14 protein-coding genes are annotated in these 18,141 nt (G+C 68.5%); 9 read left to right on the top strand and 5 right to left on the bottom strand.

Features of this window, described 5'->3' with window-relative positions:
* Positions 1-192 precede the first annotated feature (192 nt).
* From pilB to KRR26_RS10265, 7 genes are read left to right on the top strand one after another with little or no spacing between them, the layout of a single operon-like run.
* On the top strand, positions 193-1,893 hold the full coding sequence (gene pilB, locus KRR26_RS10295) for a type IV-A pilus assembly ATPase PilB (protein ID WP_120202796.1): 1,701 nt from the start codon (positions 193-195) through the stop codon (positions 1,891-1,893).
* Between the two features lie 42 nt (positions 1,894-1,935).
* Complete coding sequence (locus KRR26_RS10290; RefSeq protein ID WP_120202794.1) at positions 1,936-3,057, top strand: type IV pilus twitching motility protein PilT; 1,122 nt, start codon at positions 1,936-1,938, stop codon at positions 3,055-3,057.
* Positions 3,058-3,112: 55 nt separating this feature from the next.
* A complete protein-coding gene (locus KRR26_RS10285; protein WP_120202792.1) occupies positions 3,113-4,369 on the top strand; it encodes a type II secretion system F family protein in 1,257 nt (418 codons plus the stop codon).
* A 58-nt stretch (positions 4,370-4,427) separates the two neighbouring features.
* Positions 4,428-5,960 (top strand): two-component system sensor histidine kinase NtrB, encoded by a 1,533-nt coding sequence (locus KRR26_RS10280; RefSeq protein ID WP_120203327.1) that lies wholly within the window; start codon positions 4,428-4,430, stop codon positions 5,958-5,960.
* Positions 5,957-7,420 (top strand): sigma-54-dependent transcriptional regulator, encoded by a 1,464-nt coding sequence (locus KRR26_RS10275; protein ID WP_456237607.1) that lies wholly within the window; start codon positions 5,957-5,959, stop codon positions 7,418-7,420. Before KRR26_RS10280 ends, KRR26_RS10275 begins: the two co-directional genes overlap by 4 nt.
* A complete protein-coding gene (locus KRR26_RS10270; RefSeq protein WP_217079733.1) occupies positions 7,417-7,956 on the top strand; it encodes a GNAT family N-acetyltransferase in 540 nt (179 codons plus the stop codon). Before KRR26_RS10275 ends, KRR26_RS10270 begins: the two co-directional genes overlap by 4 nt.
* A complete protein-coding gene (locus KRR26_RS10265; protein WP_328707107.1) occupies positions 7,953-8,660 on the top strand; it encodes a WbqC family protein in 708 nt (235 codons plus the stop codon). Before KRR26_RS10270 ends, KRR26_RS10265 begins: the two co-directional genes overlap by 4 nt.
* Here KRR26_RS10265 and KRR26_RS10260 read toward each other — a convergent pair.
* Genes KRR26_RS10260 through rffA form a run of 4 tightly spaced genes read right to left on the bottom strand, consistent with a single transcriptional unit; the run spans position 8,650 to position 12,444 of the window.
* Entirely contained in the window at positions 8,650-9,504 is an 855-nt protein-coding gene (locus KRR26_RS10260; protein WP_217079732.1) for a class I SAM-dependent DNA methyltransferase, read from the bottom strand. The genes KRR26_RS10265 and KRR26_RS10260 overlap by 11 nt on opposite strands.
* Positions 9,504-10,301: a phytanoyl-CoA dioxygenase family protein gene (locus KRR26_RS10255; protein ID WP_217079731.1), complete on the bottom strand. Its 798-nt coding sequence runs from the start codon at positions 10,299-10,301 to the stop codon at positions 9,504-9,506. The genes KRR26_RS10260 and KRR26_RS10255 overlap by 1 nt, the downstream gene beginning before the upstream one ends.
* Entirely contained in the window at positions 10,298-11,293 is a 996-nt protein-coding gene (locus tag KRR26_RS10250; protein WP_120202783.1) for a glycosyltransferase family 2 protein, read from the bottom strand. Before KRR26_RS10250 ends, KRR26_RS10255 begins: the two co-directional genes overlap by 4 nt.
* Positions 11,290-12,444, bottom strand: coding sequence for a dTDP-4-amino-4,6-dideoxygalactose transaminase (gene rffA / locus KRR26_RS10245; protein ID WP_217079730.1), 1,155 nt, complete (start codon positions 12,442-12,444; stop codon positions 11,290-11,292). The genes KRR26_RS10250 and rffA overlap by 4 nt, the downstream gene beginning before the upstream one ends.
* Positions 12,445-12,572: 128 nt before the next feature.
* Here rffA and KRR26_RS10240 point away from each other — a divergent pair, with 128 nt between their 5' ends.
* A complete protein-coding gene (locus KRR26_RS10240) occupies positions 12,573-14,309 on the top strand; it encodes a glycosyltransferase family 39 protein (RefSeq protein WP_217079729.1) in 1,737 nt (578 codons plus the stop codon).
* Positions 14,310-14,368: 59 nt separating this feature from the next.
* Here KRR26_RS10240 and KRR26_RS37610 read toward each other — a convergent pair whose 3' ends face one another.
* Entirely contained in the window at positions 14,369-16,126 is a 1,758-nt protein-coding gene (locus tag KRR26_RS37610) for a tetratricopeptide repeat protein (protein ID WP_217079728.1), read from the bottom strand.
* Between the two features lie 282 nt (positions 16,127-16,408).
* Between KRR26_RS37610 and KRR26_RS37605 the strand changes: the two genes are divergently transcribed.
* The gene (locus KRR26_RS37605) at positions 16,409-18,133 is read left to right on the top strand and encodes a tetratricopeptide repeat protein (RefSeq protein WP_217079727.1); all 1,725 of its coding nucleotides are present in this window, start codon (positions 16,409-16,411) and stop codon (positions 18,131-18,133) included.
* The last annotated feature ends 8 nt before the right edge of the window (positions 18,134-18,141 follow it).

Below are 18,141 nucleotides of genomic sequence, written 5' to 3'. Positions count from 1 at the left end.
ATTTCCCGTGTCCCTTCAATGGGTTGGCGTGACCTCAGGGCCACGGGGGCGCCTTGACAGTCCTCGGGTCCGTTTCCTCTAATCCCGAGGGAATCGTGCCAAGGTGAAGACCCACTGAAGCACATCCCCGTCGCGCTCCGAGCGCGGTGGGGAGCTGGTCCGTTTTCTCCATCCGCTCAAGAGGCTTCAAGAATGTCCGGTCGACTCGGTGAACTGCTGGTGCGTGAGAACCTCATCTCCGTCCAGCAGCTGCGCAAGGCCCAGGAGGAGCAGCAGAAGAGCGGCACGCGCATCGGCACCGCGCTCATCAAGACGGGCGCCATCGAGGAGTCGAAGCTCACGGACTTCCTGTCGAAGCAGTACGGCGTGCCGGCCATCAACCTGAAGGACTTCGACATCGACCCGGACATCATCAAGCTGGTTCCCAAGGAGGTGGCCGAGAAGCATCTGGTCATCCCGGTGAACCGCGCCGGGCCGTCGCTCATCGTCGCCATGTGCGACCCGTCGAACATCTTCGCGGTGGACGACCTGAAGTTCCTCACCGGCTACAACATTGAGACGGTGGTGGCCTCGGAGGTCTCCATCCGTGAGTCCATCGAGCGCTACTACGCGGAGAAGGGCCCCTCGCTCGAGGACATCGTCGGGGACGTGGGCGACGACATCGAGCTCGCCAAGGAAGAGCACGAGAACCTCGAGGAGATGGCCAAGGCCGCGGATGACGCGCCGGTCGTCAAGCTCGTGAACCTCATCCTCATGGACGCCATCAAGAAGCGCGCGTCCGATATCCACATCGAGCCGTACGAGAAGGACTTCCGGGTCCGCTTCCGCATCGACGGCGTGATGTACGAGGTGATGCGCCCGCCGATGAAGCTGCGCAACGCCATCACCAGCCGCTTGAAGATCATGGCCTCGCTCGACATCTCCGAGCGCCGCCTGCCTCAAGACGGCCGCATCAAGATCAAGATGGGCGGCGGCAAGGAGATGGACTTCCGCGTGAGCGTGTGCCCCACGCTCTTCGGCGAGAAGGTCGTCATGCGTCTGCTCGACAAGAGCAACCTCCAGCTCGATATGACCAAGCTGGGGTTTGATCCGAAGCCGCTGGCGGACTTCAAGGAGGCCATCGACCGGCCCTACGGCATGGTGCTGGTGACGGGCCCCACGGGCTCCGGCAAGACGACGACGCTGTACTCCGCGCTGTCGTCGCTCAACGACGTGGGCACCAACATCTCCACCGCGGAAGACCCCGTCGAGTTCAACTTCGGCGGCATCAACCAGGTGCAGATGCATGACGACATCGGCCTGAACTTCGCGGCCGCGCTGCGCTCGTTCCTTCGCCAGGACCCCGACATCATCATGATCGGTGAGATCCGCGACTTCGAGACGGCGGAGATCGGCGTGAAGGCGGCGCTCACCGGCCACCTGGTGCTCTCCACGCTGCACACCAACGACGCCCCGGGCACGGTCAGCCGTCTGCTCAACATGGGCATCGAGCCGTTCCTCGTGACGGCCTCGCTCAACCTCATCCTGGCCCAGCGTCTGGCGCGCCGCCTGTGCCCGGCCTGCAAGAAGCCCGCGGACAAGGTGGATGAGCAGGCGCTCATCGACGCAGGTGTCCCGCCGGACAAGCTGGGCTCCTTCACCATGTACGAGAAGGTTGGCTGCCGCGACTGCAACGACCGTGGCTACCGCGGCCGCGTGGCCATCTACGAGGTCATGCCTTTCTGGGATGGCCTCAAGGAGCTGGTCATCAACGGCGCGTCCGCCGCCGAGCTGAAGCAGGAGGCCATCCGGTTGGGCATGAGCAGCCTGCGCATGAGCGGTTTGCGCAAGATGATGGATGGCCTCACCACGCTCGAAGAAGTGGTGGGCAACACCGCGCCGGACCGCTTCTAGTCACCGCTTCTCCTCCCTACCCCCGAGACAGGACACGCATCCGTGGCCAACCTGCACCAGCTCCTGAAGGCGATGGTCGAGAAGGGCGCCTCCGACCTCCACATCACCACCGGCTCTCCGCCGCAGCTGCGCGTGGACGGCGAGCTGGTGCCGCTCAAGACGGCACCGCTCACGCCGGTGGAGACCAAGCAGCTCTGCTACTCCATCCTCACCGACGCGCAGAAGCACAAGTTCGAGGAGGAGAACGAGCTGGACTTGTCGTTCGGTGTGAAGGGGCTCTCCCGCTTCCGCGCGAACATCTTCATGCAGCGCGGCGCGGTGGCCGGCGCGTTCCGGACCATTCCGTTCAAGATCCTCACGTTCCAGGAGCTGGGCCTGCCGCCGGTGGTGGCCGAGCTGGTGAAGAAGCCGCGCGGCCTCATCCTGGTGACGGGACCCACGGGGTCGGGCAAGTCCACCACGCTGGCCTCGATGATCGACAAGATCAACACCGAGCGTCATGAGCACATCATGACCATCGAGGACCCCATCGAGTACCTGCACCCGCACAAGAACTGCCTCGTCAACCAGCGCGAGGTGGGTGCGGACACGCGGAACTTCAAGACGGCCCTCAAGTACATCCTCCGCCAGGACCCGGACGTGGTGCTGGTCGGTGAGTTGCGCGACCTGGAGACCATCGAGGCGGCGCTCACCATCGCGGAGACGGGCCACATCTGCTACGCGACGCTCCACACCAACAGCGCGGTGCAGACCATCAACCGCGTGCTGGACGTGTTCCCGCCGTACCAGCAGCCGCAGGTTCGCGCCCAGCTCTCCTTCGTGCTGGAGGGCGTGATGAGCCAGTCCCTGTTGTCACGCGCGGGCAGCCCGGGTCGCGTGCTGGCGCTGGAGGTGATGGTGCCCAACCCCGCCATCCGGAACCTCATCCGTGAGGACAAGGTCCACCAGATCTACTCGTCCATGCAGGTCGGTCAGGCCAAGTACGGCATGCAGACCTTCAACCAGGCCCTGGCGGCGCTGCTGAGTCGGCGCCTCATCTCCCAGGACGAGGCCTTTGGCCGGTCGAGTGATCCAGACGAGCTGCGCAACATCCTGTCCACGAGCAGCGGTTCCGGGCAGGGCCCTGGTGGCCAGCGGCCGGCCGGCGGTACGGGCGCTCGTTAGTTTTCGGGAATGAAGACCACGGGGTAGAGTCGCCCCCCTCCGCGGAGGTCCAGGTATGGCAGCACCGGCAGTGCAACAGAAGGCGGCGGCGCCCAAGAAGAACACGGCCCAGTTCCTCTGGGAGGCGAAGACCAAGGGCGGAGAGACGAAGAAGGGCGAGATGGAGGCCATGGACGTGGAGGCGGTCAATGCCCGCCTCAAGTCCCTCGGCCTCAATCCCACGAAGGTGCGCAAGAAGGGCGCGCTCGATGGGGAGATCTCCCTGCCCGGCATGGGCGGCGTGACGGGCAAGGACATCCTCATCTTCACCCGTCAGTTCGCGACGATGATCGACGCGGGTCTGCCGCTGGTGCAGTGTCTGGACATCCTCGCCAGCCAGATGGACAACCCCGCCTTCAAGAAGGTGGTGTTCGCCATCAAGGGCAAGGTGGAGCAGGGCAGCACCTTCGCGGACGCCCTCAAGGACCACCCCAAGGTCTTCGACGAGCTCTACATCCAGCTGTGCGCGGCCGGTGAGGTCGGCGGTATCCTCGACACCATCCTCAACCGTCTGGCGGCCTACCGCGAGAAGAGCGAGAAGCTGAAGCGCAAGGTCAAGGGCGCGATGACCTACCCGGTCATCGTCATCCTCGTGGCCATCGGCGTGACGGCGCTGCTGCTCCTCAAGGTGACGCCCGTGTTCGCCAAGATGTTCGCGGACTTCGGCCAGAAGCTGCCGGCGCCCACCCAGATGGTGGTGGACATCTCCGAAATCGCGCAGGCGTACTACCTGCACGCCATCATCACCATCACGGTGGTGGTGGTCTCGTTCAACTACAGCTACCGCCAGCCCAAGGGCCGCAAGTTCTGGGACCGGGCCTTCCTGTCCGCGCCGCTGTTCGGCACCGTGCTTCGCAAGGTGGCCGTGGCGCGCTTCACCCGCACGCTGGGCACGATGATCTCCTCCGGCGTCCCCATCCTGGACGCGCTGGACGTGACGGCGAAGACGGCCGGTAACCGCACGGTGGAAGAGGCCATCTACTACGTGCGCGGGAAGATCTCCGAGGGCAAGAACATCGCGGGTCCGCTCCTGGAGACCAAGGTGTTCCCGTCCATGGTGGTGCAGATGATCGGCGTGGGCGAGGCGACAGGCGCCATGGACACGATGCTCAACAAGATCGCCGACTTCTACGATGACGAGGTGGACACCGCCGTCAGCGCGCTCACGGCGATGATCGAGCCGCTTCTCATGGTGTTCCTCGGCGGCGTGGTCGGCGGCTTCCTCATCGCCATGTACCTGCCCATCTTCTCCATTGCCGGTGCCATCAAGTAGTCCCGCGGAGGTTGGCGCGCGCACGCAGTCCAGTGGACTGGGCACGCGCCTGGTGTGGTTGGTGTCGTTCCGGACCGTGTCGGCGAGCCTGTCGCTCGTCATCACGGTGGCGCGGCTGCTCACGCATCCGTTGCAGGAGCCCAGCCGCGCCGACTCGTGGTTCTTCGCCGTCATCGTCGGCGCGTACATCTCCACCGTCGTCTCGGGCCTGCGGCTGCGCCGGGGCACGGCGGGCAAGGGGGATGCCGCGGGACAGGTGCTGAGCGACGTCGTCATCGCCACCGGCCTGGTGTACCTGAGCGGTGGGGCGGACTCTCCGCTCACGTTCCTCTACAGCCTCGCGGTGATGGGGGCGGCCGCGGTGCTCGATCGGCGCGGCGCGCTGTGGGCCGCCGCGGGCTCGATGCTCGCCTTCACGGTCATGCTGGTGGGGGGGCGAATCGCCGTGGCGGAAGGGGGGACCGTCGTCACGGGCCGGCTCCTCTTCGTCCTGGGCGGGAACGCGCTCGCGCTGGGGCTCATCGCGGTGCTGTCGGGCTACCTGTCGCGGCAGCTCTTCGCGGCGGGTGGGGCCCTGTCGCAGAGCGAGGCGGACCTGCGGCGGCTGGGACGGCTCCAGCAGCAGATCCTCTCGTCGATGCCCTCGGGCCTGGTGACGTGCAGCGCGCAGCGCCGCATCACCTTCGTGAACGCGGCGGGCAGCCTCATCCTTCATGTGGAGCCGGCCGCGTGCGTGGGACAGCCTCTTGAGAAATTGATGCCCGGCGCCGCCGCGCTGGCCCCGCGCGCGTCCCGCGGCGAGCTGTCCGTGGAGACGCCTGGAGGCCGCAGGACCTTGGGGCTGTCCGTGACGCCGCTGGATGGCGAGCCCGGCGCGCTCCTCATCGTCTTCCAGGACCTCACCGAGCTGCGGCGCATGGAAGAGGACCTGCGTCGCGCGGATCGTCTGGCCAGCCTGGGGGCGCTGTCCGCGCAACTGGCGCACGAGCTACGCAATCCACTGGCCGCGATGCGCGGCTCGGCGCAGCTCTTGTCGCAGGAGTACGCGCGCGACGCGATGGTTCAGAAGCTCACCGGCATCCTGGTGCGCGAGGCGGACCGGCTGGCGCGGCTGGTGGAGGACTTCCTTCGCTTCGCGAGGCCGCCCGAGCCCCAGCGTCGCCAGGTGGCGCTGGAGGCGCTGCTGGTGGAGACGGTGGACATGCTGCGCGCGGATCCGCTGGCGCGCGAGGTCAAGGTGGAGGTGTCCGCGCCGGACCGGCTGACGGCGCCGGTGGATCCGGATCAGCTCCGGCAAGTGCTCATCAACCTCGTGCGCAACGGGGTGCAGGCGGCGGGGCCTCGGGGCGCGGTGCGGGTGGCGCTGTCGCAAGCGGAGCGTGAGGCGCAGATTCGCGTGTGGGACTCGGCGGGCAGCATCACGGAGGAGATGATGGGGCACCTGTTCGAGCCGTTCTTCACCACCCGGGATGGCGGCACGGGCCTGGGCCTGTCCACCGCGCACTCCATCGTTCGCGCGCACGGGGGCAGCATCCGGGTGCGCTCGCATCCCGCCGAAGGCACGGAGTTCATCGTGGGGTTGCCGCTGTGAGCGCGACGACGGGAGACGTGGGGCTGCGCGGGCACATCCTCGTGGTGGACGACGAGCTGTCCATGCGCGAGTACCTGGAGGTCCTGCTCATCCGAGAGGGCTACTCGGTGACGAGCGTGGCGGGCGTGAAGCCCGCGCGCGAGGCGCTGGCTCGCGAGAGCGTGGACCTGGTCATCTCCGACATGAAGCTGGGCACGGGCAGCGGGCTGGACGTGCTGCGCGAGGCTCGGAATCGGCGTGAGCCGCCCGAGGTGGTGCTCATCACCGCCTTCGGCACGCCGTCCGCCGCCGTGGAGGCCATGCGCGAGGGGGCGTACGACTACCTCTGCAAGCCCTTCGACAACGAAGAGCTGCGGCTGCTGGTGCAGAAGGCGCTGGAGAAGCGCGCCCTGCGGCAGGAGAACACCCACCTGAAGGCGCGGCTGTTGCCGGGGCTGGGCGGGCTCCTGGTGGGGCAGAGCGCGCGCATGCAGTCGGTGTGGCAGCTCGTGGAGAAGGTTGCGCCCAGCCGGAGCACGGTGCTCATCGCGGGCGAGAGCGGCACGGGCAAGGAGCTGGTGGCCAAGGCCATCCACCTGCGCAGCCAGCGCGCGGCGCAGCCGTTCCTGCCCTTCAACTGCGCGGCGCTCAACGAGGGCGTGCTGGAGAGCGAGCTGTTCGGTCACGTGAAAGGGGCCTTCACGGGCGCCACGCACGAGCGGCAGGGCCTGTTGGCCTCGGCGGGCGAGGGCACGGTGATGTTGGACGAGGTCGGGGAGATGCCCCTGGCCACGCAGGTGAAGCTGCTGCGCGTGTTGCAGGAGCGCAAGGTGAAGCCGGTGGGCAGCGCGGCGGAGGTGCCCTTCGTGGCGCGAGTCATCGCCGCGACGAACCGCCGGCTGGAGGCCGAGGTGCAGGCGGGGCGTTTCCGCGAGGACCTCTTCTATCGGCTCAACGTCATCACCGTGGAGCTGCCGCCGCTGAGAGACCGCGTGGGAGACATCGCGGTGCTGGCGAACCACTTCCTGTCGCGCATGGCGGAGGAGCTGGGGCGACCGGGCCTGCGCTTCGCGCAGGAGACCCTGGCGCTGCTGGAGCACTACGCGTTTCCAGGCAACGTGCGGCAGTTGCAGAACATGGTGGAGCGCGCCGCCACGCTGTCGGACTCGGACTTGCTGGGACCCTCGACGCTGCCGCCCGCGGTGCGGGGCGAGGCCGAGCCCGTGGCACGTCACGCCGAGGCCGGGGAGCCGTCGCTGGGGTCGGGCTTCAACCTGGAGCGCCACCTGGACGACAGCGAGCGGCGCTATCTGTTGTCCGCGCTCAAGCAGGCGGGGGGCGTGAAGACGCGCGCGGCGGAGTTGCTCGGATTGTCGTTCCGTTCGTTCCGCTACCGGCTGGCCAAGCACGGCCTCACGGATGACTTGGACGAGCCGCATGCCGCGTCCGGGCGAAGCTCGGGGGGCGGGAGCGGCGCATGAGCGCGAGCGAGGTTCGTCTCGCGCCCCTGTCCCTGGCGCATGCGCCGGCGATGCTCCGGTGGATGCGGGAGCCCTCGGTGCGGTGGGGCGTCGGCGTGCGCGCCGAGCCCTCGATGGCGCGCACGGTCGAGTGGATCCACCGGGCGCTGTCACCCGACAGCGGCGTGCATGCGTTCGCCATCCTCGAGGCCGGGCAACATGTGGGCAACGTGGTCCTGGACCGGGTGGATGCCTGGCTGGGGACCGCGCGGCTCTCCATCTACGTGGGCGAGTCCACCCACCGAGGCCGTGGCGTGGGGCGCGCGGCCGTCAACCTGGTGCTGCGTCACGCTTTCCGGACGCTGGGCCTCTTCAAGGTCTGGCTGGTGGTCCACGAGGAGAACGCGGCGGCGCGGCGCACCTATGCCTCGCTGGGCTTCGTGGAGGAGGGGCGCCTGCGCGGCGAGTTCCTGCTCGGGGAGCGGCGCGTGGACGCGCTGTACATGGGGTTGCTCGCCTCGGAGATGCCCCACGTGGACGAAGAGGTGACGACGTGAAGGTCGCGGTGCTCCAGTCCAACTACCTGCCGTGGAAGGGGTATTTCGACCTGATGCGCTCGGTGGACCTGTTCGTCTTCTACGACGATGTCCAGTTCACCAAGAACGACTGGCGCCACCGCAACCGAATCAAGACGCCGCGAGGGCCCGAGTGGTTGTCGCTCCCCGTGGGCGCGAAGATTCACCGGCTCATCTGCGAGGTGACCTTCACCGAGCGCACCTGGGCCGCGCGCCACTTCGACATCCTCCGCCAGAACTACCGGCACGCCGCCTTCTGGCCACGCTACGAGCCGCTTCTCAAGGAGGCCTTGCTCGGGCGCGAATGGACTCACCTCTCCGCGCTCAACCAGCACCTCATCCTCCTCCTGGCGAAGGAGCTGGGCATCACCACCGCGTTTCGTGACTCCCGTGAGTTCACGTTGGCGGGACACAAGGGGGCGCGGCTGATGGACCTACTGACGCAGCTCGGGACGACGCAGTACGTGTCCGGTCCCGCCGCGGCCGCCTATCTGGACCCCGCCGCGTTCGCCGCCGCGGGCATCCAGCTCACGTACTTCAACTACCGGGGCTACCCCGAGTACCCGCAGCTCCATCCTCCCTTCGTTCACGAAGTGAGCGTGGTGGACCTGCTGCTCAACCAGGGGCCGGACGCGCCCCGGTCCATCTGGGGCTGGCGGGAGCGCGTCGCGGCGCTCACGCCTTGATGGCAGTGAAGCCCACGTACTTGTAGAGGGGGCGAGACAGCGGCAGCGCGGCCTTGAGCGTCTCGTCCACCATCGCGGCGTTGCTCTGGCGCACGTCGGAGGCGACCCCCGGGGCATTCACGAGGGCGGCCTGGCCCAGGAACCAGTAGTAGTGGAAGTCGACCTGGCCGAAGCCCGCGCGCTGGAGTTGCTCGCGCAGCACCTCCTCGCGGAAGCCACCGAGGAAGTCCTTGCCGTACTCGGCGTGGCTGAACGTCTCGGCGTCGATGCCGTAGGTGCGCTGCATCTCCTCGTCCTTGTACGCGACTGCCTCGATTTCCCGGCGCAGCACCGGCGCGTAGTTTCCACCGCGCTCCAGCGACTCCACCTGCTGCCAGAAATAGAAGTTGGGATCGAGGTCCGCGTAGAAGCACCCGCCCGAGCGCAACGCGCGTGCCGCGGTCTTCAGCGTGGGCTCGACCTCATAGAGGTGGTGCAGGAACGAGTAGGCGGTGACCAGGTCGAAGGTGCCGGCCTCCGCGGGGAAGGTCCCCGTGTCGTGCTGGTGCAAGGTGATGTGGGAGGGGCCCGTCCGGTCCACCTGCTCGAGCATGGCGGCGGTGACGTCCACGCCATGAATCTCGGGAACGAAGTGCTTCGCGATGCGGATGACGAACCCGGTGCCGCACCCCAGGTCGAGCATGCGCGTCGCCTGGGTGCGCGCGGCCAGCTCCCGCAGGCGCCCTTCCACGAAGCGCACATTCTCCGGGCGGAAGTGAGGCTCCGTCTTCTCGTAGATGGCCGCCAGTCGCGAGTGGACTGCGATGTTGGCGGCAATCACCTGGTCATTCTTGGCCGTGGTCACTACTCGGTCTCCTGCTGGAACTTCCGCAGCGCGGGGGGGGCGTAGTACTCGTCGAGCGAGGCGGGCACCTGCGCCAGGAATCCTAGCTTCTGCCGCGCGCGGGGGGACAGGGTCGACAGGTCCATCTGCGCCATGGCGCGTGGAATGTCGATGCGCTGCTTCATGTAGGGGCGGCACATGTTGAGCGTGAGCGCGTGGCGCCACTGCGCCGTCCGGTTCACTCCGCCCGCGTGCCACAGCCGTGCGTTGAAGAAGAAGCCGCTGCCCGCGGGCGCGATGACGCGGCGGGCCCGAGCGAAGAACTCCTCCTCGGACGGGGCCTCGGCTTGGGTGTGGGACCCGGGCAGCAGCCAGGTCGCGCCGTTCTCCTCGGTGAAGTCATTGAGGAGCAGCGTGGCGCCCATGTTGGTGACGTACCCGGGAATGAGGCGCGGGCAGTCGACGTGGATGCGCGTCGAGTAGTTGTTGCCCCGGGGCGGCATTGACGAGGACGTGTAGGCGTACACGATGCAGCCCGAGCCCATGACCGCCTCGAAGGGGCGCATGACGGGCTCCTGGTCGAAGAGCGTCCAGAAGGCGCCGCCGTACAGGGAGCACACCAGGACCATGTTCTCGTCACGGTAGGCGCGCCCTTGGTGCCAGGCCTTCTCCTGCGCCACGGCCCCCGCGAGGTCCTCACGCGCCTGGGCGACGTACTCGGGGGGCATCACGCCTTCGACCACGGCGTAGCCTTCGGTGGCGATGCGCTCGCGGAGTTGCTCGGGCGTGGGGTGCTTCAGCAACTCGGCGGCGCTCATCGTTGGGCCTCGTGGACTTCTCGCACGACGTACAGCGGGCGGTTCTGCACCTCGCGCAGGATGCGGCCGATGTAGAGACTGGCCAGTCCCACGACGAGAATCTGCACGCCGCCCAGGAAGACCGTGATGGAGATGGTGGAGGTGTAGCCGGCCTGGTAGTCCACGAAGAACAGCTTGCTGATGACGAGGAAGAGGACCATCAGCAGGCCCACGAGCGCGATCCCCATGCCGAGCGCCGCCGCCATCTTCAGGGGCAGGTCGGAGAAGGAGATGATGGTCTCCAAGGCCATTCGCAGGCGGCGGCGGAAGTTGTAGCTGGAGCTGCCGCGTGTTCGCCGCTGGTGCCGCATGGGTTGGTAGGCGTGGCGGAAGCCGAGCCAGAACTCCAACCCCGGGATGTAGCGACTCTTCTCCGTGAGCGAGTTGTACGCGTCCACGAATCGCCGGTTCATGATGCGCAGCGTGGCGCTGTTCTGCGGCACGGCATAGCCCGTGAGCCGGTTGAGCACCGAGTTGAACGCATGCGACGTCACCCGGTTGAACCAGGTGACGTCTCGCATCTCGTAGAGGCCGTGGACGATGTCCGCCTCCCCGCGCTCCAGGTGCGCGAGCAGGGCGGGGATCTGGTCGGGCGGGTCCTCCATGTCGACGTTGAGCATGCCGACGTACTGCCCGCGCGCGTGCTGGTAGCCGCACGACAGCGCGATGTGCTGGCCGAAGTTCCGGCTCAGCTCGATGACGCGCACGAACTTGAAGCGTGGCAGCACGTCATTCACCAGCACGTGGACGGAGGCGTTGCGGCTCCCGTCGTCCACGAAGATGAGCTCGGCGTGGTCCTCGATTCGCTCCTGTCCGAGGTGGCGCTGGAAGACGCGCTCGAACTCGGCGGCGAAGTCGGCCGCCAGCTCGCCGTCGTTGTAGATGGGGACCACGAAGGAGTAGCGCGGGCCCTCGCGGGAGGATTCGGTTCGGGTATCCAGCGCTCGACTCACGACCCACGAGCCCCCTGTTCGATGCCGCGGATGAGCGCGGCGGAGGCATGGTCCACGTCTTCCAGACTCATGCCTCCGTGGAGGGGGAGCCGCAGGAGGCGAGGCGCGAGGGCCTCGGTCTCGGGAAGGCCCGGTGTGGTCTCCCCCTCGGCTCGCACGCGCGCCTGCAGCGGTGACAGGTGCAGCGGCTCGTAGTGGGAGGCGACGCGGACTTGATCACCCGCCATGCGCTGGATGAGCGCCGCGCGGTTGACGTGGGCCGGAAGCCTGAGGGCGAACAGGTGGGCCGGATGCTGCGTCCCCTCGGGAGTGGCTTGGAGCTGGAGGCCGAGGCGGCCCTGCTGGTCCACGAGGCGCTCGTGGTAGCGATTCCACAAGGCCATCCGGTGACGCTGTGACTCCTCGGCGTGCTCGAGCTGTGCTGCGAGGACCGCCGCGAGCACATCCGCCAGCAGCCAACTGCTACCCGCCTCCTGCCACGTGTACTTGTCCACCTCACCGCGCAGGAAGCGCGAGCGGTCCGTTCCCTTCTCGCGGAGGATCTCCGCGCGCACGGCCAGCGCGGGGTCGGTGATGAGCAGTGCGCCCCCCTCGCCGCACGAGACGTTCTTGCTCCGATGGAACGAGAGGGCGGACAGTTGACCGAAGCTGCCCAGCGGTTTGCCGCTCGTGGTGGCGAAGAGCGCATGGGCGGCGTCCTCCACCAGTCGGATTCCGCGCGCCGCGCACATCCGCGCGATGCGCTCGGTGTCCTGGCTCACGCCTCCATAGGGCATGGTCACCACCACCGTGGTGCGAGGCGTCAAGGCCGCCTCGAGCTGCGGGGCCTCCATGCTGAACGTGTGCGGATCCACATCGGCCCAGCGCAGGCGAGCGCCGCGCAGCGCGAACGCATTGGCCGTGGACGAGAAGGTGTACGAGGGCAGGACGACCTCGTCCTGGGGGCCCACGTCCAGCGTGAGCGCCGCGAGCTCGAGTGCGTGCGTTCCCGACGGAGTCAGCAGGACCCGGGCCCCTGCTGTCCGCTCGCTCAGCATGCGGCTCGCCATCCGAGTGAAGGGCCCATCGCCTTCGGTGTGGCCCGAGGCGAGTGACTCGCTCACGTAGCGGGTCTCGTTCGGCGCGGAGCAATGCCGGGTGAAAAGAATCAATGAGCACCGGGGGGAAGAGGGGCGGTGCGCGGAAGCATGATGAATGAGGGCCGCGCCCGTCAACGCGCGCGCGGGTCGCTCACGTCACCTCGTGCGGCCGCCGCACGGGCTGGTAGGCTGGGGCCCACATGACCACGCGACATCGGGTCGGCCTGCTGCTCTGCGGCGTTACCCTGTATGGCTGTTTCTTCGGGCTCACGCAGACCGCGCCGGGCATGTTCGTCAGCTTCCAGCCCCCATGGACCCAGGTGAGTCCGGGGGAGGCCTATCTCTGGCTTGGCACGCTCTTGCTCGCGCTCCCGGGCGCATGCCTGATGGGCGTCGCCCTGGCGCCGTGGATGGTCCGTGCGCTGGCGGCCGTCAGCGCTCGCGTGGAGCGGATGACGCCCACGGAGCAGCGGATGGGGGCGGTGATGGGGGCGTGTCTCGCGTTCGGGCTGGCGCGTGTGGGCCATGCCTTCTTCCTGCGAGACTTTCCTTTCACTGATGACGAGTGGGCTGCCCGCTTCGGCGGGCAGGTGCTCGCGCTGGGGAAGGTGGCGCTGCCTCGGCCCGCGCAGGTCGCGGCATTCCCGGACCTGTTTCTCTATGGCCATGGCGGGCAGTGGGCGGGGTTGGACTGGTTGGGCGTGCAACTCGCCTGGGCCACGGCGGAGTTGACGGGGCTGGGGCCCGCGGTTTTCGCGCTGGCCGCCGCGCTGGGCGTCCTGGGCGTGATGGGCTGGGGGGCGCGACGTCATGGGCCGACGGGGGCGTTGCTGGCGGCCGCGCTCTACCTCGCCTCACCCATGGTGGAGCTGTTGTCTTTCACCACGCATGCCCACGTGTTGTCTCGCGCGGGGCTGGCGTTGGGCCTCTGGGCGTTCGTGGTCGCGATGGACAAGCGGACGGGCAGGGCGTGGTTCTGGACGGGATTGGCGCTGGGCGGCGCGGCGATGACTCGGCCATTCGAGATCGTGGCGCTGACGGCGCCGTTGATCATCACCGAGGTGGTGTCCGCGGTCCGGCGGAAGGAGGCCGGGCGCATGGTGGGAGGGCTCGCCCTGGGACTCGCCATTCCGCTGGTGGCGACGGTGATTCACGCCGTGGTCGTGACCGGAGGAATCATCCCGCCGCGGCTCGCCTCGAACAACGAGGTGATTCATCCCTACCTGTCGTACTTCAAGGGCGTGTGGAGCCCGGAGCGGTTCTGGGAGCGGTTCGGCGCCAACTTCAGCTACAACCTGGTGATGCTGGCGCTGTGGTTCCTGGGGCCGGTGGGACTGCTGCTGGTGGCGAGCGGGTGGGTCTTGGATCCGCTGTCGCGACGGCTGGGGTGGGGTGTCGTGGCCAGTCTCGCCGTGGCGCTCATCCACGATGACCATGGCCTCCACATGGTGGGCCCCATCCACTACTCGGACGCCGCGGTGCCGCTCACGTTCATGGCGGTGGCAGGGACCGTGAAGGTGTTGGCGCTGCTTCGCGAGCGCGCGTTGCCCACGACCGCGCTCGTTGGCGCGCTCTGCCTGAGCCTGTTCCTCGCGATGGGCACCTTCACGGTCTGGAATGGGCTCGCGCTGCGACGGCAGGCGGAGATCCACGAGCAGCTGTACTCGGTGGTGGATGACCCCGCGCTCGAGGACGCGGTGGTGCTGGCGCCGAAGTACGGTCAGGTGTGGCTCTCGTTTCCCCGCTTCAAGCAGCAGGGCTCCTTCGTGTTCGAGTGGCGGCGCCCCCGGCCGGACTTGAGCGATCGGGTGCTCGTGGTGCACGACGGCCCAGGCGTCGAAGCCGCGCTCCGCGCGCTCATGCCGGAGCGGCGCTTCTATCGCCTCCGCCGAGACGCGGCGGGGCAGGTTGGCCTCACCGCGCTGACTCCGGGTTGAGTGTCTCCAGGGCGTTCCTCCATCACCTGGGGCCGCGTGGTGACGCGCCGCGCTTCGGGTCAGGGGGCGGTGTCGGAGGTGGCCCCGTTCAACGCGGGGGCAGGCGCCGGCTGGGCGCGCTGCCACGCTTTCAGCACGGCGGGAGCGCTGGGGGAGAGCGCCCGGGCCTCGTCGAGAGCCTCCCGCGCGGCGGGGACGTCGCCCAGCGTCAGCAGGACCTCTCCGAGCGATACGCGGGCGTCGGTGCTGTGTGTGTCGAGCCGCGCGGCCTCGCGAAACGATTGGGCCGCGCCCGCGAGGTCACCCAGCGCACGCCGCGCTTCGCCCAGCCGGAAGTGAAACGAGGGCAGGGTGGGCGCGCTGGGGATGGCTGCCTCCAGCAGTTCGCGCGCGCGCGCGGCCTGTCCGCTCTGGAGCAGGGCTTGCGCCAGGGCCTCGACCGCGGGTGAGTAGGTCGGGCGCACCACCACGGCATGCTCCAGGACCGGGAGCGCGCGCTCGGCCTCGCCTTCGCGGAGCAAGGTGGCCCCCAGCTGATAGGCGGGGACAGGAGATGCGGGTTCCACGTCCACCGCGTTCGACCACAGGCTGACTTCGTCCTGCCACACGAGGACCTGGCTGGAGGTCTTCGCGGTCGCGACGACGAGAACGCCAATGCCCACGAGCAGCGCGACCGAGCGTTGAGGGGCCCGCGTCGCCCACGCGTTCCAGGCCATGGCCAACAGGATGCAGAGTCCCGCCGAAGGCAGATACGCATAGCGCTCCGCCACGGGACTCTCTCCGAGCGCCCGCAGATGGAGCGCGGGCAGCAACGGAAGAATGAGCCAGAGCAGTCCGAGCCAGGCGAGTGGCACGCGTGTCCGCAGCCGCGCGAGCGCGACGAGGAGCGCCACCAGGACCAGGGCTCCCAGCACCACGGGGCCCTCGGTGAAGGACGTCGAGGGCTCGAAGTCATGGAAGATGCTCAGCCCGGATGGAACGGTGAGCAGCCGCGCGTAGCTCGCGAGGAGGGGCAGGGCATTGAGCCCCGCGATACTCGGGGGGATGGCCGCCCAGCCGGAGTTCACCACGGCCCATCCCACCGCGTTCCAGCGCATCGCGAGATAGAGCCCACCCGCCGCGCAGAGCGCCCCGTAGCGCCACGCGAACTCGCGACGCGGGCGCGGGCCCTGGGTGTCCATGAACTCCCAGGCGAGCAACATGAGGGGAACGAGCGCCGCGACCTCTTTGAAGAGCAACGCGACCAGCCACAGCGCCGCTCCCGCCACGGCGCGCCGAGGTGTCAGGCCGCGTGTCGCGAGCATCCACATCGCGCCGAGTCCCGCCGTGGTCGTGGCCACATCCATGAGACCGCTGATCCACGCGACGGCCTCCACGTGCACCGGGTGCACGGCGAAGAGCAACCCCGCGGCCAGCGCTAGGTCGGGGCGCAGTTCTCCCGCCAGTCTCCGCGTCAGGGACCACAGCGTGACCGAGGCCACCGCGTGCAAGAGCACGGAGAGCAGGTGGTAGGCCCAGGGACTCACGCCCGCCAGGGTGTGGATGACCAACAGCGCCACATGGGTGAGCGGGCGGTAGAACGCGGCGCTCGCGGTGGCGGCGGAGTTGAAACCGAAGAGCTGGTGCCGGAAGACCTCGCCGAGCCAGACCGGAGACTGGATCCACGGGTTCGCGTCCACGAGCGCATAGTCGTCGTAGACGAAGCTCCCCGTCAGCGCGGGGAGGTACACGGCCAGGGCGACGAGCGCCACGCTCAAGCCATGGAGCCGCAAGCGGCGCGCACTCGTCGCGGAGGCCTGCTCGATGGATGGGCTCACGGCAGGCGGCTCCACGTTGGCGAGGCGCAATGACGGAGGACGATGGGGCTGGAGGGGAAGACCACGTTGGCACGATACCAAGCCCTCCCGGCGGTCACAGTCGCAAGCGACGCCCGTGTGCGGTGCGGTCTCACGAGGGGCGAGCGTGCGTGGGGGCAGGGGACAGGTGGGGAGGCGCCGGGTGTCCCCGAGGGGGCGGTGGTACATTGCCGGCCTCTGTTCATGGCCCCCGACCTTCCCTCTCCTGGTTCTCCACGCCCTCGGGTCCAGGCCCTCTGGGTCGTGGCCCTTGCGCTCCTCGTGTATGCGGGCGCGCTCGCCAATGGCTTCGTCTACGACGACGTGTCGCTGTTGCTGGACAACCCATGGATCCGCTCGTTGGATGGGCTGAGGACGGCCTGGGGCCAGTCGCTCTTCGGGTTCGCGGAGGATCCGACCGACGCGCAGGTGGGCGCGGGCTACTACCGCCCCCTGGCGCACGTGACGTTCTTCGTGCTGCGCGCGGTATTTGGCACCAGTCCGTGGGGATACCACCTGCTGCTGGTGCTCGCGCATGCGGCGGCCTCGGTGCTCGTGTGGTGGCTGCTGCGCTTCTGTCTTCGCCGCGGACAGTCGAGCGCCTCAGCGGAGTGGGCTGCCGTGGTGGGGGCCTCGCTCTTCGCGGTGCATCCGGTGCACGTAGAGGCTGTCGCGTGGGTCAGCGGCTGGATGGACCTGGGGGCGACGTTGGCGGTCCTCGTCGCTGTGCGTCTGCTCTTCCCTGGGCCTGTGTCCTGGGGGCGCTCGTGCTGGGCTGCGGCGGCCTGGCTGACGGGGCTCCTCCTGAAAGAGACGGCCATCGTCCTGCCTGTCCTGGTGTGGAGCCTCGAGTCACTCGCGACGGAAGGTGAACCGCGAGGACTGCGCGAGCGACTGCGGCGTTACGGGCCGCTCGCGTTGGCGCTGGGCGTGTACGCGACATTGCGCCTCAACGCCTTGGGATGGGCGCTGCCTCGGACCGGCCACCGGATGGCACAGGGCTCGGCGAGCGGGCTGGATGCCTTGGCGCTGGTGACGGAGCTGGGCGGGAAGTTGTTCTGGCCGCATCCGCTCGTGGCGGTGCCTCCCTCGACCTGGGTTCGCTCACTCTGGGAGCCGCGGGTGTTGCTGGGGGGCCTCACCGTCGCTGCGTTGGCGGGACTGCTGCTCCTCTCGCGAAGGCTCGGGTTGCGTGCGCTGTGGGCAGGTTTGGTCTGGTGGTGGGTGCCGCTGCTTCCAGTCCTGGTGCTCCAGGCCAGAGGCGTTGAGGCCTATGCGGAGCGCTACCTCTACTTGCCCTCGGTGGGATTCATCGTCGTCGTCGCGGTCGCGCTCCGCGAGGTGTTGACGCGATGGTCCTACGTTACACGCGCGGCGGCGTTCGCCTCTGTAGGCGTGGTGGCCATCGCGGCCCTGTTGACGGGGCTGCGCGTACCGGTGTGGCATGACGCCATCTCGCTCTGGGAGGACACCGTGAACCGGGCACCTGGGCGTGCTCTGGCCCATGCCTGGCTCGGTGCTGCTTATCTCCATGAGCGCCGCGTGGAGGACGCACTTCCTCACCTGGAGATCGCGGCGCAGTCCTTGCCGGGGGAGTTCCGGGTGCGAAGCGATCTCGCGGTGGCATATGCCCAGCTCGGCCGCTTCCCTGCGGCGATTCACGAGTTGGAGGCGGCTGTCCGCTTGAAGCCTGGCAGCGCCACGCCACGCCACAACCTGGGGCTCGCATTGCGGCGAGCGAGGCGCATGGAGGACGCGCTGGTCGCGTTCCGCGAGGCCTCCCAGCTCGAGCCCGAGTTCGCGGACGCTCGCCTGGAACTGGGTCGGACGCTCTTGCAACTTGGCCGCGCGGCGGAGGCAGTGCAACCCCTGGAGGAGGCCCTTCGACTGCGCCCAGACTCAGAGCCCACGCACCGAGCCCTGACCTCGGCTCGGGCCGCGCTCACGGCGGGCGCCGCGAGCCTCGCCCCTGGGCCCACCCAGCCCTGACGGAGCCG

Origin of the sequence: Citreicoccus inhibens (genome assembly GCF_019039035.1) — a bacterium.
GTDB classification, from domain to species: domain Bacteria; phylum Myxococcota; class Myxococcia; order Myxococcales; family Myxococcaceae; genus Citreicoccus; species Citreicoccus inhibens.
The sequence above is the reverse complement of the archived record's forward strand: the minus strand, read 5'-3'. Positions and strand labels throughout refer to the sequence as shown.